This is a genomic window from Janibacter sp. FSL W8-0316 (genome assembly GCF_038004165.1).
Taxonomy (GTDB): domain Bacteria; phylum Actinomycetota; class Actinomycetes; order Actinomycetales; family Dermatophilaceae; genus Janibacter; species Janibacter indicus.
Genome location: NZ_JBBOQX010000001.1, coordinates 204,754 through 217,280 on the forward strand (window position 1 = coordinate 204,754; position 12,527 = coordinate 217,280).

Below are 12,527 nucleotides of genomic sequence, written 5' to 3' on the forward strand. Positions count from 1 at the left end.
CGTGCCGCAGAGCGCGGAGGAGATCTACGAGCTGACCAGAGCGCGGACGGATGTCCCCGACCTGGGTTTCGTGGAGTGGCCGGCCTTCCCATGGGTGGCCGACGGTAGTCGGATCGTGGCCAAGGAGCTCGACCCGCCCACCGACGTCGACCGCGTCCGCGACGGCGAAGGGGGCCGCGACTGCTGGCGCTGCGACCACCCCGACGAGGGGGTGGTCTGGAGCAACGAGCGCTGGGTGCTCTCGGCCGATCGCGAGGGGCGCGGCGGTCTGCTGGCGTTGTGGTTGCAGACCCGCGAGCACATGGACTTCGGCGACATGGACGAGGACCTCGCGGGGGAGTGGGGGCGGCTCGTGCACCGCCTGCACAACGCGATGCTCGCCCTGCCCAACGCCGGTCGCGTCCACCTTGGCAAGTGGGGCGACGGGAGTGCCCACCTGCACACCCTCGCGATGGTCCGGCCGGCGCGCCTGCCGCAGGTCATCGGCTCCTTCGCCGTCGAGTGGGACGACATCCTGCCGCCGGTGCCCGAGGAGGTCTGGCAGCGCGAGGTCGACGAGGTCGTCGCGGTGATGGCCAACGCGGAGGCCTGGGGGTGAGTCGCCGGATCGTCCGACGGAGTGCCCCTACGGTCCGGGCGCAGCCTGTCGGAGCACCGCGATCGCCACGCGTGCATCTGGCGTGAGGCTGACGCCCGAGAAGGGATCGTCCAAGCGCCGAAGAGCCGGGTGCAGATGATGCACGTCGCGTGGTGTCAGGGGGTCGAGGTCAAGATCGCGAGACCGCAGCAGATGCAACAGCACGGCGAGGTCGTGGAGGTGTCGCGCTGGTCGCGGGTCGTCGTTGGCGAGTGCCGCGGCCTTGCTGACCAAGCAACCCACCAGTCTCGGTCGAGGAACGGCGCCCTCGACGGTGCCCACGCGAAGCGTCACAGTGGTCGTGCGGTCCAGGGCCTGCTGGACCCCGTGGGACGCGAGGATGGGACGTCCAGCGACATCCAGCCGCTCGGCTCCTGTCGCGGCGGGGACGAGTACGTCGACAGTGGCTTCGCCCCTGGTCCACCGAACTTGTGGCCCGTCGGGGGACGTGGTGCGGGGAGAAAAACCCATGTCGGCGAGGGCACCGGTCACTCTTCGAGCCACACCCGGATCGGCACGCACATCCAACCCGGCGTCGCCGTCGTCGGTGGGCCTCGCCGTGATGCCGCCTCGCTCCCACACGTGGAGGTGGATCATCTGTCCTCCGATCACCGTCCAGCCGCCGGGAACTCGCCGCGCCAGCTCCAGCAGGGTGTGCCACGACTGCTCATGCGCGCGCAGGAGGGTGGGCGCGACGACGAGGGCGGTCATGAGTCGCTGCCAGCCGCACCGCGGAGCATCCGGAGTGCTTGTTCGTCCTCTCGCGGCGAGGCCCAGTCGGCCAGGGCGAGGAGCACTCGGGCGGGGGTCACGGGTGCCTCATCGACATGGAGGACGACGTTGGCCGGCTGACCGGTCGGTGGTGGCACCAGCCGGTGGCGTGCCACGACGTCGTCGACCTCGGTGGGGGCGACGTGGCCCTCGAACTCACCTGCGGGTGCCATCCCCGACAACGGGTGACTGATGCCCGTCACGGCCACTCCCGGATCATCGGCAACTGCTTCCGGGGATCCGAGGTGGACCAGAGCCAGACGCCGACCCCCAGGTGGGATCCAAGCGCGCAGGAGCGCCATGGCTTCAGGATCGTCGACGAGTTGGCGGGCGCGGGCCCGCGCCCGTGAGCGATCGCGATCGATGGCAGCGTCGAGAAACGGAGAGGGAGCTCCGAGGAGCTCGTCGAGAGCGCCGAGGAGGGTCGCGGCCGACCGTGGGGACAGGGGCCTGCGGCGACGAGACTGGTGGACCTTCATCGACGCCACGGCCGACGCGGGGACGAGGAGCGCGTGTCCCATCCTCCGGGCGGGCAGGGCGCCGGACTCGATGAGCTGCCGGACGCGACGGTCGGACAGGCCGAGGTGCCGCGCCGCCATGGCCACCGGGACGTAGTCATCCAACTCCATGCCACAAGTATTCCGGCTAGGGAAGGGTTATGGCAAGGGTGCGTTCGTCCCCGCTGGTGGGGACCAAGCAGTTCGTCCCCGCTCCTCCGCCCGTACCTCGCCACATCTCCACGGGTCTTCAGCGGGTGGAGACTGGCCCCATGCCGACGCTCACCGCAGTGCAGGGAGACATCACGACCCAGCAGGTCGACGCGATCGTCAACGCCGCCAACACCGCCATGCGCGGGGGCGGGGGAGTCGACGGTGCGATCCATCGTGCGGGAGGCCCGGCGATCCTCGAGGACTGCATCTCCCGCTTCCCCGACGGCCTGGCGACGGGTGACGCCGGGTGGACGACCGCGGGGAACCTCCCTTCGCGCTGGGTCATCCACACGGTCGGGCCCAACCACGCAGCGGGACAACGCGACCGGTCCCTCCTCACCTCCTGCTACCGGCGCAGCCTCGAGGTTGCCGACGAGCTGGGCGCGCGCTCGGTGGCCTTCCCGCTCATCAGCGCCGGTGTCTACGGCTGGCCCAAGGACGACGCGATCGCGGCTGCCGTCGAGACGATCAGGGCCGCGCGGACCACGGTCGAGGAGGTGCGGGTCGTCGCCTTCGACGAGGCCGCCTTCGATCAGGTGGCAGCGCGCTTGGCCTGAGGTGCCCTGACGACGACCGAGCCGACCTTGCGACCGGTGTCGACGTGGGTGTGGGCCGCGCACAGCTCGTCGAAGCGGTAGGTGCGATCGACGACCGGCCGGTACGCGCTGCTAGCGAGGAGTCGCTCGAGGTCGGCGGCCACCTCGGTCGTCGCGCGGGGGTAGGGGAAGCGCACGTGCCGCCGACCCAGCCGCCGCGTGACGGGGGAGGCGGCGGCGAGGAGCAGGGCGAGGCCGCCGGGGTCGGACGAGACGTAGCTCCCGCCGGCTCGCAGCATCGGCCGGGCCACGGCGAAGGGGAGGTGCCCCGTCGCGTCGAAGACCGCCGCGAAGTCCGTGCCCGCCGCGGCCAGACCCTCGACCGACAGGTCGACGACGTGGTGCGCCCAGGGCGGTGAGCAGGTCGAGGCGGTCCGGGGGGAGGCGGTCGCAGACCGCGGTGACGTCGGCTCCCTTCGCCCGGAGGAGCTGGACGAGGGTCGTCCCGATGGCTCCGGTGGCGCCGTGGACGAGGGCCCGGTCGCCGGGGCGCAGGTGCGTGACCCGCAGGCAGGCGTGCGCGTAGTGCCCGCCCTCGGCGGTGCCGGCCGCCGCCTCGAGGTCGAGGTCGTCAGGCACCCGCAGCACCAGGCCGTTGGCCGGGACCGCAACCAGCTCGGCGTACGCGCCCGGTCGGCCGTCGACGAAGCCCGCGACGCGCTCGCCCTCGTCCCACCCGTGGACGCCCTCGCCGAGGGCCTCGACCACCCCGGAGTACTCGGATCCGAGCACCGTCACCCGCGGTCGCGGCCACCCGCAGACGAGCCGGTTGATCCACGGCCGGCCGGAGCGGTAGGCGGTGTCCGTCCGGTTGACCGTCGTCGCGTGGACCCGGACGAGCAGCTCGCCCGGGCCGGGGGTGGGGTCGGGGATCGTCTTGTGGCGGAGGACGTCGGGTCCGCCGTACCGTGAACGGGTCGCTGCTCGCACGGAACCACCATGGCGAGCGACGGGGGAGGTGCGCCATGGGGGGAGGCCCCCGGTTACCACTGGAAATAAGTTCAACTTTCAACTAAAGTGGTGGCATGACACAGGGCAGCTACGTCGAGAAGGAATTCACCCGCGACACGACCTACATCGAGGACCGGATCACCTCGGACGGGTCGAGCGACTGGCCGGTCGAGCCGGGGCGCTACCGCCTCGTCGTCTCCCGGGCCTGCCCGTGGGCCAACCGCGCGATCATCGTGCGCCGCCTCCTCGGCCTCGAGGACGTCATCTCGATGGGCATCACCGGCCCGACCCACGACGCCGACAGCTGGACCTTCGACCTCGACCCCGGCCACCTCGACCCGGTCCTGCAGATCCCGCGGATCAAGGACGCCTACCTCGCGCGCTTCCCCGACTACCCGAAGGGGATCACCGTCCCCGCGATGGTCGACGTGCCGAGCGGCCAGGTCGTGACCAACAACTTCCCGCAGATCACCGAGGACTTCTCGACCCAGTGGCGCGAGCACCACCGCGAGGGGGCTCCCGACCTGTGGCCCGAGCACCTGCGCGAGGAGATGGCGGTCGTCAACAAGCGGGTCTACACCGAGGTCAACAACGGCGTGTACCGCTGCGGCTTCTCCGGCGACCAGGCCGCCTACGAGGCCGCCTACGACCGGCTGTGGACCGCGATGGACTGGCTCGAGGAGCGGCTGTCGACCCGCCGCTACCTCATGGGCGAGCACATCACCGAGGCCGACGTGCGCCTCTTCACGACCCTGGCGCGCTTCGACCCCGTCTACCACGGCCACTTCAAGGCCAATCGCTCCAAGCTGTCGGAGATGCCGGTCCTGTGGGCCTATGCCCGCGACCTCTTCACGACGCCCGGCTTCGGTGACACGACCGACTTCGTGCACATCAAGAGCCACTACTACGAGGTCCACCGGGACATCAACCCGACGGGGATCGTGCCCGCGGGCCCGGACCTGGCCAACTGGCTGGAGCCGCACGGTCGCGAGGAGCTGGGCGGATCCCCCTTCGCCCCGGGGGCCACGCCCCCCGGCCCGCCGAGCGAAGGGGAGCGGGTTCCCGTCGCGCACAACCCCCTGCTCGACGAGACCGGGATGGTCCGCTCCGCCTGACCGCTGGAGACGCGGCGTTGGTCGGTGGTTCACCGCCCGGGCGGCTGGTGGACACCCCGGCTCGCGAGGGTGGGGCCATGATCGCCACCTCCCGCGCCCTGGCCGTCACAGCCGCCACCCTCGCCCTCGCCCTGCCTACCGGCACGGCGCTCGCCGCACCGGCACCCGTCGAGCTGGGCACGCCACTGCCGCAGGCCCACGCGCACAACGACTACGAGCACGAGCGCCCGCTGCTCGACGCGCTCGAGCAGGGCTTCACCTCGGTGGAGGCCGATGTCTGGCTCGTCGACGGCGAGCTGCGCGTCGCCCACGACTCGTGGGAGGTCGCCGACGCGCCGACGCTCGAGGAGGCCTACCTCGACCCGCTGACCGAGATCGCCTCGCCGAACGGCAAGGAGATCTACCCGGGCTACGGCGGCGACGTCCAGCTGCTCATCGACATCAAGAGCGAAGGACCGGCGACGTGGCGGGCCGTCGAGGCCGAGCTCGCCGAGCACTCGCGGATCTTCACCCGCGTCCACCGTGGCAAGGTCAAGGACCGCGCCGTCGAGGCCGTCATCAGCGGCAACCGCCCCCGGGCCGAGATGGAGGCGGCGACGACGCGCTACTCCTTCTACGACGGGCGCTCCACCGACCTCGACTCGGGCACCGACGCCGCCCTCATGCCGCTCGTCAGCGACAACTGGACGAAGCTGTTCACCTGGCAGGGCGTCGGCGAGATGCCCGCGGCCGAGCGCGAGCGGTTGCACGACTACGTCGCCGGGGCGCACCGCGACGGCTACCGGGTGCGCTTCTGGGCGACCAATGACATCGCCGGCGAGGCCCGCACCAACCTGTGGCGTGAGCTGCGCGACGCCGGCGTCGACCACATCAACACCGACGACCTCGAGGGCCTGCAGGAGTTCCTCGCGCAGGAGTAACGGCCGGCGCGGGCGAAGGGGAGGTCAGCCGCCCAGGCGCTCGCGTACCGTCGCGGCCCCGTCCCCGCCGATCCGGTCGAGGTAGGCCGGCCGGCCGCTCATGACCATGGCGAGCGCCTCGGAGGTGCCGGTGACCGTGGGGCCGGGGTCGCCCCCTTCGTCCGTGGGGTCGTGGACCCAGTCGGTGTCGGTGGCCTCCCACCGCAGGCCGTCGAGGAGCCCCGGCGTCGGGACGAAGGACTCGCGGCCGCGCGGGGAGACGATGATCCCCAGAGCCGCCTGCCAGTGCTCCAGGGGGACGGTGGCGTCCAGACCCTGCGGCTCGGCGAGGTCACGCAGGTGGATGCACGAGTCGGTGAAGGGGCCGGCCCAGCCGATGTACCAGGGCTTCGACCCGGTGCGAGCGGGGTGCCGCAGCTCGGCCGCGATCTGCGCGAGCGGACGGTCACCGAGCCGGGCCGCGTGCACGTCGCAGGCGCGAGCCATCGACCGGTGCCGGGCGGCCGTCAGCAGGAAGCGCCACGACGGCACGTGCACAGGCTGCAGCATGTGTCCGGCGAGGGTGCGCACGTCCCAGTCGGTGCACAGCGTGGCGTCGCGAGCGTGGCCCTCACCGAGGGAGTCGAGGACATCGGCGAAGAGCCGCCGGTTGTCGGCGGTCCGGGCGAGGAGCTGGGCGTCGTCCACCGGCCCAGCCTGTCAGGGGCACTCGACAAGAGAAACCCTCCCTTCGCAAGGGTTTGGAACTCCTGCGAAGAGAGGGTTTCTCGGGTGACCCGGAAATCGTGGGGCCGATGTGACGCCGGAGCCGCCTCAGTCCTTCGACGTCTCGCCCGGCAGCGCGAGCATCTGGTCGAGCGCGACCTTGGCCCAGTGGGCGACGTCGGGGTCGACCGAGATCGGGTTGACGACGCGGCCCTCGACGAGCGACTCGAGCGCCCAGACCAGGTGGGGCAGGTCGATGCGGTTCATCGTCGAGCAGTAGCAGACGTTCTTCTCGAGGAAGCTGATCTGCTGCTCGGGGAACATCTGCCCCAGGCGCTGGACGAGGTTGAGCTCGGTGCCGACGACCCACTTCGTGCCCGCCGGGGCCTGCGAGACCACCTTGATGATCCGCTCGGTGGAGCCGACCTCGTCGGCGAGCTCGACGACCTCGTGGCGGCACTCGGGGTGGACGATGACCTTGACCCCCGGGATCTCGCGGCGGGCGGTCTCGACGGCGTCGACGGTGAAGCGGCCGTGCACCGAGCAGTGCCCGCGCCACAGGATCATCCGCGCGTCGCGGATCTGCTCGGGCGTCAGGCCGCCCATCGGCAGGTGGGGGTTCCACACGACGCAGTCGTCGAGGTCGCGGCCGAGGTCGCGCGCCCAGGTGTTGCGGCCGAGGTGCTGGTCGGGCAGGAAGAGCACCTTGCCGGTGCCGTCGACCCCGCCCGTCTGGTCGAAGGCCCAGGTCAGGGCGGTCTGCGCGTTGGAGGAGGTGCAGATGGTCCCGCCGTGGCGCCCGGTGAAGCTCTTGATCGCCGCGGAGGAGTTCATGTAGGTCACCGGGATCGTCGACTCGGCGACGCCCGCCTCGACGAGTTCGTCCCAGCACTCCTGCACCTGGTGCAGGGCGGCCATGTCGGCCATCGAGCACCCGGCGGCGAGGTCCGGCAGGACGACGGTCTGCTCGTCGCTGGTGAGGATGTCGGCCGACTCGGCCATGAAGTGCACGCCGCAGAAGACGATGTAGGGCGCGTCGGGCCGCGCTGCCGCCTCCTTGGCCAGCTTGAAGGAGTCGCCGGTCGTGTCGGCGAACTCGATGACCTCGTCACGCTGGTAGTGGTGCCCGAGGACGAAGACCCGGTCGCCCAGTGCCTCCTTGGCCGCGCGAGCGCGCGCCACGAGGTCGGGGTCGGAGGGCGCGGGCAGGTCGCCCGGGCACTCGACGCCCCGCTCGGAGTGCGGGTCGGTGCCCTGCCCGAGGACGAGCAGGGAGAGGGGCTTCGGCGAGGACTGCGTCGGGGCGCTCACGGCAGGCATGATCCCACAGCGGCGCCGAGCGCCTCGGTAGAGTCCATGCGTGCACGTGCTCATCGCGCCCGACTGCTTCACCGGCACCCTCACCGCCACGCAGGCGGCCGAGGCGATGGCCACCGGCTGGCGCCGGCGTGCCCCCGACGACCTGCTGACCCTCGTGCCCCTCTCCGACGGTGGCCCCGGCTTCCTCGACGTCATCACCACCAGCCGCCCCGGTGACTCGACGATCGTCACGGTGAGCGGCCCCCGCGGCGGCTCCGTACCGGCGGTCCTGCACATCACCACCGACGAAGGGGGGACCCGCACGGCCTGGGTGGAGTCGGCCCAGGCGATCGGCCTGCACCTGCTCGACGCGACCGAGCGTGACCCTCGGGTCACCACGACGCACGGGCTGGGCGAGCTGCTCGACGCCGCCCTGGCCCAGGACGTGCAGCGCATCGTCGTCGGCCTCGGCGGGTCGGGCACCAACGACGCGGGCGCGGGCATGCTCGCGGCGCTCGGCGCCGGGCCGCGCGAGGCGCTGAGTGGCGGGGGAGCGGGTCTCATCGCCGTCCGTGAGCCGGACCTCGCCGGGCTGGCCGCCGCGCGCGAGCGCTTCGCCGGGGTCGAGCTCGTCGCCGCGACCGATGTCGCCTCCCCGCTGCTCGGCCTGCAGGGCGCGAGCGCCGTCTTCTCCGAGCAGAAGGGCGCCACGCCCGAGGAGGCGCAGGTCCTCGAGGGCGCGCTGGGGCACTTCGCCGACGTCGTCCGGCGGGTGCTGCCCCCGGGCACCGACCTGCTCACCGGACGCGAGCGCCGTCTCGACCGAGAGCCCGGCGCCGGCGCCGCCGGCGGGGTCGGTTACGCCCTGCTGCTCCTCGGCGGTCGCCGGGTGAGCGGGGTCGAGACCGTGCTGTCGGCCGTCGGTCTCGAGCGGCTCGTCGCCGCCGCCGACCTCGTCATCACCGGCGAGGGGTGCCTCGACTGGCAGAGCCTGCAGGGCAAGGTCGTCGCCGGGGTCGCCGAGCTCGCCTCGGCCCACGCCACCCCCGCGGTCGCGCTCGCCGGCCAGGTCCTCATCGGGCGGCGCGAGGCCATGGCCATGGGCCTGGCGGGTAGCTACGCCGTGGCGGACAAGCACGCCGACCTCGCCCCGGTCATGGCCGACCCGGTGGGCACCCTCGCCGACCGGGCCGAGCGGGTGGCCGCCACGTGGTCACCGCGACGGTGACCCCCCTTCGCCCCTGACGTATGGTGGACGTACGGGAACAACCAGCCCACCAGCCGTGTCGACCCCGTCGTGGCGGACCCCGTCACCCATCGAGACCCCGAGCCGTGAGGACATCGCATGAGCGTCCAGGACACCCAGGCCACCACCCCCGAGACCACCGACGCCGCCGAGAGCCACGGCGTCATCCTCACCGACGTCGCCGCCGGCAAGGTCAAGTCGCTGCTCGAGCAGGAGGGTCGCGACGACCTGCGCCTGCGCATCGGCGTCCAGCCGGGTGGTTGCTCCGGCCTGATCTACCAGCTGTACTTCGACGAGCGCGCCCTCGACGGTGACCTCGTGCGCGACTTCGGCGGTGTCGAGGTCGTCGTCGACCGGATGAGCGCTCCCTACCTCGGTGGCGCGACCATCGACTTCGCCGACACGATCGAAAAGCAGGGCTTCACGATCGACAACCCCAACGCCGGCTCCTCCTGCGCCTGCGGCGACAGCTTCAGCTGACCGACGCTCTCGCGACGCACAGGGCCTTCCCGCCGGACCGGCGGGGAGGCCCTTCGTCGTAGGGTGGCCGGGTGCCCATCGCCATCGCCGGATCCATCGCCACCGACCACCTGATGACCTTCTCGGGTCGCTTCGCCGACTCGCTGGTCGTCGACCAGCTGGACAAGATCTCGGTCAGCTTCCTCGCGCACAAGCTCGAGATCCGCCGCGGCGGGGTCGCCGCCAACATCTGCTTCGGCATGGCCAACCTCGGCCAGCGGCCGGTGCTCGTCGGCGCCGTCGGTGAGGACTTCGCCGACTACCGCAGCTGGCTCGAGCGCCACGGTGTCGACTGCGACTCGGTCCACGTCTCCGAGACCCAGCACACCGCGCGCTTCGTCTGCACGACCGACGACGACATGGCGCAGATCGCGACCTTCTACGCCGGGGCGATGTCCGAGGCCCGCGAGATCGAGCTCGCGCCCATCGTCGCCCGGGTCGGCGCGCTCGACCTCGTCCTCGTGGGCGCCGACGACCCCGAGGCGATGCGCCGCCACACCGCCGAGTGCCGTACCCGCGGCATCCCCTTCGTCGCCGACCCCAGCCAGCAGCTGGCCTTCGGCGACGGCGAGCTGATCCGCGACCTCATCGACGGCGCCGAGTACCTCATCACCAACGAGTACGAGTCGCACCTCACCGAGCGCAAGACCGGGTGGAGCGACGAGGAGATCACTTCCCGCGTCGGCTACCGCGTGACGACCCTGGGCAAGGACGGCGTGCGCATCACCGGGCGCGCCCTCGACGAGCCGATCGTCGTCGCGGCTGCGCGCGAGGTGACCAAGGCCGACCCGACGGGCGTCGGCGACGCCTTCCGCGCCGGCTTCCTCACCGGTGTCTCCGAGGGTCTGCCCCTGCGGGAGTCGGCCGAGCTCGGCTCGATGCTCGCGACCTATGTCATCGAGACCATCGGCACCCAGGAGTACGAGATCGGCACCGGCCGCTTCCTCGAGCGCCTGGCCGAGGCCTACGGGCAGGAGAGCGCCGACCTCATCGCCGGGCGCATCACCTGCCCGCGCCCCTGACGCGACTCGTCGCGCCGATGAGCCCCGCCCCCTTTCCGCCCATCGAGCCGCCGGGCTCCTCGGCCCTGTGGGAGGGGTACCTGCGCGCCGGGCTGCAGGCTGCCGAGACCGCCCCCGGTGACGTGGGTGAGGTCGTCGGCGTCGGCGGTCGGCTCGACCCCGCCTCCCTCCTCGCCGCCTACCGTCACGGGATCTTCCCCATGGGTCTGGGCGAAGGGGGGACCCCGCCGATGGGGTGGTGGTGCCCCCGATGGCGCGGCGTGCTCGAGCCCGGCACCGTCCACGTGAGCCGGTCGCTGCGCCGCTCGCTGCGCCGGTTCACCGTGACCGTCGACGAGGACTTCGCCGGTGTGCTCGCCGCCTGCGCCGACCCGGACCGGGACGGCTTCTGGATCACCGACGCGATCCGCAGCGCCTACACCGAGCTGCACGCCCTCGGGTGGGCGCACAGCGTCGAGGTGCGCGACGACGACGGGGCGCTCGTCGGTGGCCTCTACGGCGTGGCGATCGGCGGACTCTTCGCGGGGGAGTCGATGTTCCACCACGTCACCGATGCCTCCAAGGCGGCGCTCGTCGGGCTCGACCGGCTCGTCGGCGCCGACGGGGACCCCCGCCGGATCATCGACGTCCAGTGGCGCACGCCCCACCTCGGCACGCTCGGGGTCGTCGAGGTCCACCGCCGCGAGTACCTCACGCGGCTCGAGCACGCCCTGCAGGCGCCGGCGCTCGACCTCGCGGCGATGGTCCGGGGCAGCATCTGAGTCACAGGTCGGTGATGCCGAGTCGCGCGCGGCAGTCGGCCACGACCTCGGGCAGGGCGGCGCAGAGCCGCTCGACGGCCGCCTCGCGGGCGGGGGAGACCGCAGCGAGCGGGAGGGTGATGCGCACATTGCCCTGGGTCAGGGCACCCATCGCCGCGAGGACGTGGCTCGGCTCGAGCGTGTCGGCCGTGCACGCGGAGCCGGAGGCCACCGACAGGTCGCGCCGGGCCAGCTCGTCGACGATCGTCTCGCCGGCGACGTAGAGGACGCTGAAGGTGCACACGTGCGGCAGCCGGTCGTCGGGGTCGCCGACGACGTCGACCTGGGGGATCGCCCCGGCCACCTCCCGGATGCGGGCGACGAGGTGACGCGCCGACGCCTCCTCGGCCGGCCGGGCGGCAGCGGTCTGCTGCCAGGCCTCGGCGGCCGCGAGGGCCGTGGGGACGTGGACCGGGTCGAGCGCGAGGCCGCCCTCGTGGGGGCTCGGGGGGTGGTGCGGGGCCACCCGGGTGCCGGTGCGCACGACGAGCACGCCGAGACGCGGGCCGCCCCAGGTCGTCGCGTCGCCGACGAGCACGTCGAAGTCTTTCGGGACGTCGTCACGGCCCAGCGCGGCGCGGGCATCGACGAGCAGGGGCACCTCGCGTCCACGGGTCACCGCGCGGGCGGCGGCGAGCGGCTGCCGGGTCCCGACCTCCTGGTTGGCGGCCTGCAGGACGGCGAAGGGGGTCCCGCCCCCGATCGCGTCGTCCCAGGCCGCGACGTCGACGGCGCCGGTGGGCCCCACCGAGACCTCCGTCGCCGGGGTGTCGCCGGCGCGGAGCCAGCGCAGGAGGGCCGAGTGCTCGACGGCGGAGGCGACCGGGGGAGCGGTGAGGCGTCGGCGGCCCCGGGCGAGGAGAGCCAGCCCGGCCCGGGCCGCCTGGTCGCCGCTGGCGTGGAAGCTCACCTCGTCGGGACGCACGCCGAGGCCGTCGGCCAGCACGGAGCGGGCACGGTCGAGCAGACTCCTGCTGCGGCGCCCGGCGGCGTGCCGCGACGTGGGGTCGGCCCACGCCATGTCCTGGGCCGCGACGAGGGTCTGCAGGGCCTGCGGCAGAAGTGGTCCGGGGGTCGCGTCGAGGAGACCGTCGACCCCGCTCGCGGGGGTCGTCACCGCGGGGTCCTGCTGGACCGAATCACTGTGTCGCGCCACGCATCGAGGCTAGTGCCCCCCTTCGCCTGCGGGGCACCTGACCTGCGGTAACGTGACCTTCGTCTTCTGAAAACTTCGGA

General features: G+C 72.5%; 14 protein-coding genes and 1 pseudogene. 8 read left to right on the forward strand and 7 right to left on the reverse strand.

The annotated features are described in order from the left end of the window. Position 1: 1 nt before the first annotated feature. Positions 2–598 carry a hypothetical protein gene (locus NYE39_RS00875; RefSeq protein WP_072624388.1) on the forward strand — a complete coding sequence of 199 codons (597 nt, stop codon included), beginning with the start codon at positions 2–4 and terminating at the stop codon, positions 596–598. A gap of 27 nt (positions 599–625) precedes the next feature. On the opposite strand, the gene NYE39_RS00880 is transcribed toward NYE39_RS00875, so the two are convergent. Both NYE39_RS00880 and NYE39_RS00885 read right to left on the reverse strand, forming a co-directional pair. Next, positions 626–1,348, reverse strand: coding sequence for a hypothetical protein (locus NYE39_RS00880; RefSeq protein ID WP_341011624.1), 723 nt, complete (start codon positions 1,346–1,348; stop codon positions 626–628). Next, on the reverse strand, positions 1,345–2,037 hold the full coding sequence (locus tag NYE39_RS00885) for a helix-turn-helix domain-containing protein (RefSeq protein ID WP_072624390.1): 693 nt from the start codon (positions 2,035–2,037) through the stop codon (positions 1,345–1,347). The genes NYE39_RS00880 and NYE39_RS00885 overlap by 4 nt, the downstream gene beginning before the upstream one ends. 140 nt (positions 2,038–2,177) lie before the next feature. Between NYE39_RS00885 and NYE39_RS00890 the strand changes: the two genes are divergently transcribed. Beyond that, positions 2,178–2,675 carry an O-acetyl-ADP-ribose deacetylase gene (locus NYE39_RS00890; protein WP_072624391.1) on the forward strand — a complete coding sequence of 166 codons (498 nt, stop codon included), beginning with the start codon at positions 2,178–2,180 and terminating at the stop codon, positions 2,673–2,675. Here NYE39_RS00890 and NYE39_RS00895 read toward each other — a convergent pair. Both NYE39_RS00895 and NYE39_RS00900 read right to left on the reverse strand, forming a co-directional pair. Continuing rightward, positions 2,651–3,325, reverse strand: a complete 675-nt coding sequence (locus tag NYE39_RS00895) for a zinc-binding dehydrogenase (protein WP_083546059.1) — start codon at positions 3,323–3,325, stop codon at positions 2,651–2,653. The genes NYE39_RS00890 and NYE39_RS00895 overlap by 25 nt on opposite strands. Next, positions 3,300–3,704, reverse strand: a pseudogene (locus NYE39_RS00900) (alcohol dehydrogenase catalytic domain-containing protein); the annotation flags it as partial. The pseudogene NYE39_RS00900 and the gene NYE39_RS00895, both read right to left, overlap by 26 nt. 35 nt (positions 3,705–3,739) lie before the next feature. Between NYE39_RS00900 and NYE39_RS00905 the strand changes: the two are divergent. Both NYE39_RS00905 and NYE39_RS00910 read left to right on the forward strand, forming a co-directional pair. Continuing rightward, complete coding sequence (locus tag NYE39_RS00905; RefSeq protein ID WP_072624392.1) at positions 3,740–4,780, forward strand: glutathione S-transferase family protein; 1,041 nt, start codon at positions 3,740–3,742, stop codon at positions 4,778–4,780. 77 nt (positions 4,781–4,857) lie between these two features. Then, positions 4,858–5,700 carry a phosphatidylinositol-specific phospholipase C/glycerophosphodiester phosphodiesterase family protein gene (locus NYE39_RS00910; RefSeq protein ID WP_341011625.1) on the forward strand — a complete coding sequence of 281 codons (843 nt, stop codon included), beginning with the start codon at positions 4,858–4,860 and terminating at the stop codon, positions 5,698–5,700. A 24-nt stretch (positions 5,701–5,724) separates the two neighbouring features. Here NYE39_RS00910 and NYE39_RS00915 read toward each other — a convergent pair whose 3' ends face one another. Both NYE39_RS00915 and nadA read right to left on the reverse strand, forming a co-directional pair. Beyond that, positions 5,725–6,387 (reverse strand): maleylpyruvate isomerase family mycothiol-dependent enzyme, encoded by a 663-nt coding sequence (locus tag NYE39_RS00915; protein WP_341011626.1) that lies wholly within the window; start codon positions 6,385–6,387, stop codon positions 5,725–5,727. Between the two features lie 126 nt (positions 6,388–6,513). Next, complete coding sequence (nadA, locus tag NYE39_RS00920) at positions 6,514–7,725, reverse strand: quinolinate synthase NadA (protein WP_192911915.1); 1,212 nt, start codon at positions 7,723–7,725, stop codon at positions 6,514–6,516. 40 nt (positions 7,726–7,765) lie between these two features. On the opposite strand from nadA, the gene NYE39_RS00925 reads away from it, so the two are divergent. From NYE39_RS00925 to aat, 4 genes are all read left to right on the forward strand, one after another. Next, on the forward strand, positions 7,766–8,932 hold the full coding sequence (locus tag NYE39_RS00925) for a glycerate kinase family protein (RefSeq protein ID WP_341011627.1): 1,167 nt from the start codon (positions 7,766–7,768) through the stop codon (positions 8,930–8,932). A 117-nt stretch (positions 8,933–9,049) separates the two neighbouring features. Continuing rightward, complete coding sequence (locus NYE39_RS00930; RefSeq protein WP_072624396.1) at positions 9,050–9,430, forward strand: HesB/IscA family protein; 381 nt, start codon at positions 9,050–9,052, stop codon at positions 9,428–9,430. 71 nt (positions 9,431–9,501) lie between these two features. Beyond that, positions 9,502–10,491 carry a carbohydrate kinase family protein gene (locus NYE39_RS00935; protein ID WP_192911919.1) on the forward strand — a complete coding sequence of 330 codons (990 nt, stop codon included), beginning with the start codon at positions 9,502–9,504 and terminating at the stop codon, positions 10,489–10,491. A 17-nt stretch (positions 10,492–10,508) separates the two neighbouring features. Beyond that, entirely contained in the window at positions 10,509–11,252 is a 744-nt protein-coding gene (gene aat / locus NYE39_RS00940; RefSeq protein ID WP_084450481.1) for a leucyl/phenylalanyl-tRNA--protein transferase, read from the forward strand. 1 nt (position 11,253) lies between these two features. Here the strand turns inward: aat and NYE39_RS00945 are convergent, their stop codons facing one another. Next, positions 11,254–12,447, reverse strand: coding sequence for an aminotransferase class V-fold PLP-dependent enzyme (locus NYE39_RS00945; protein WP_341011628.1), 1,194 nt, complete (start codon positions 12,445–12,447; stop codon positions 11,254–11,256). Positions 12,448–12,527 lie beyond the last annotated feature (80 nt).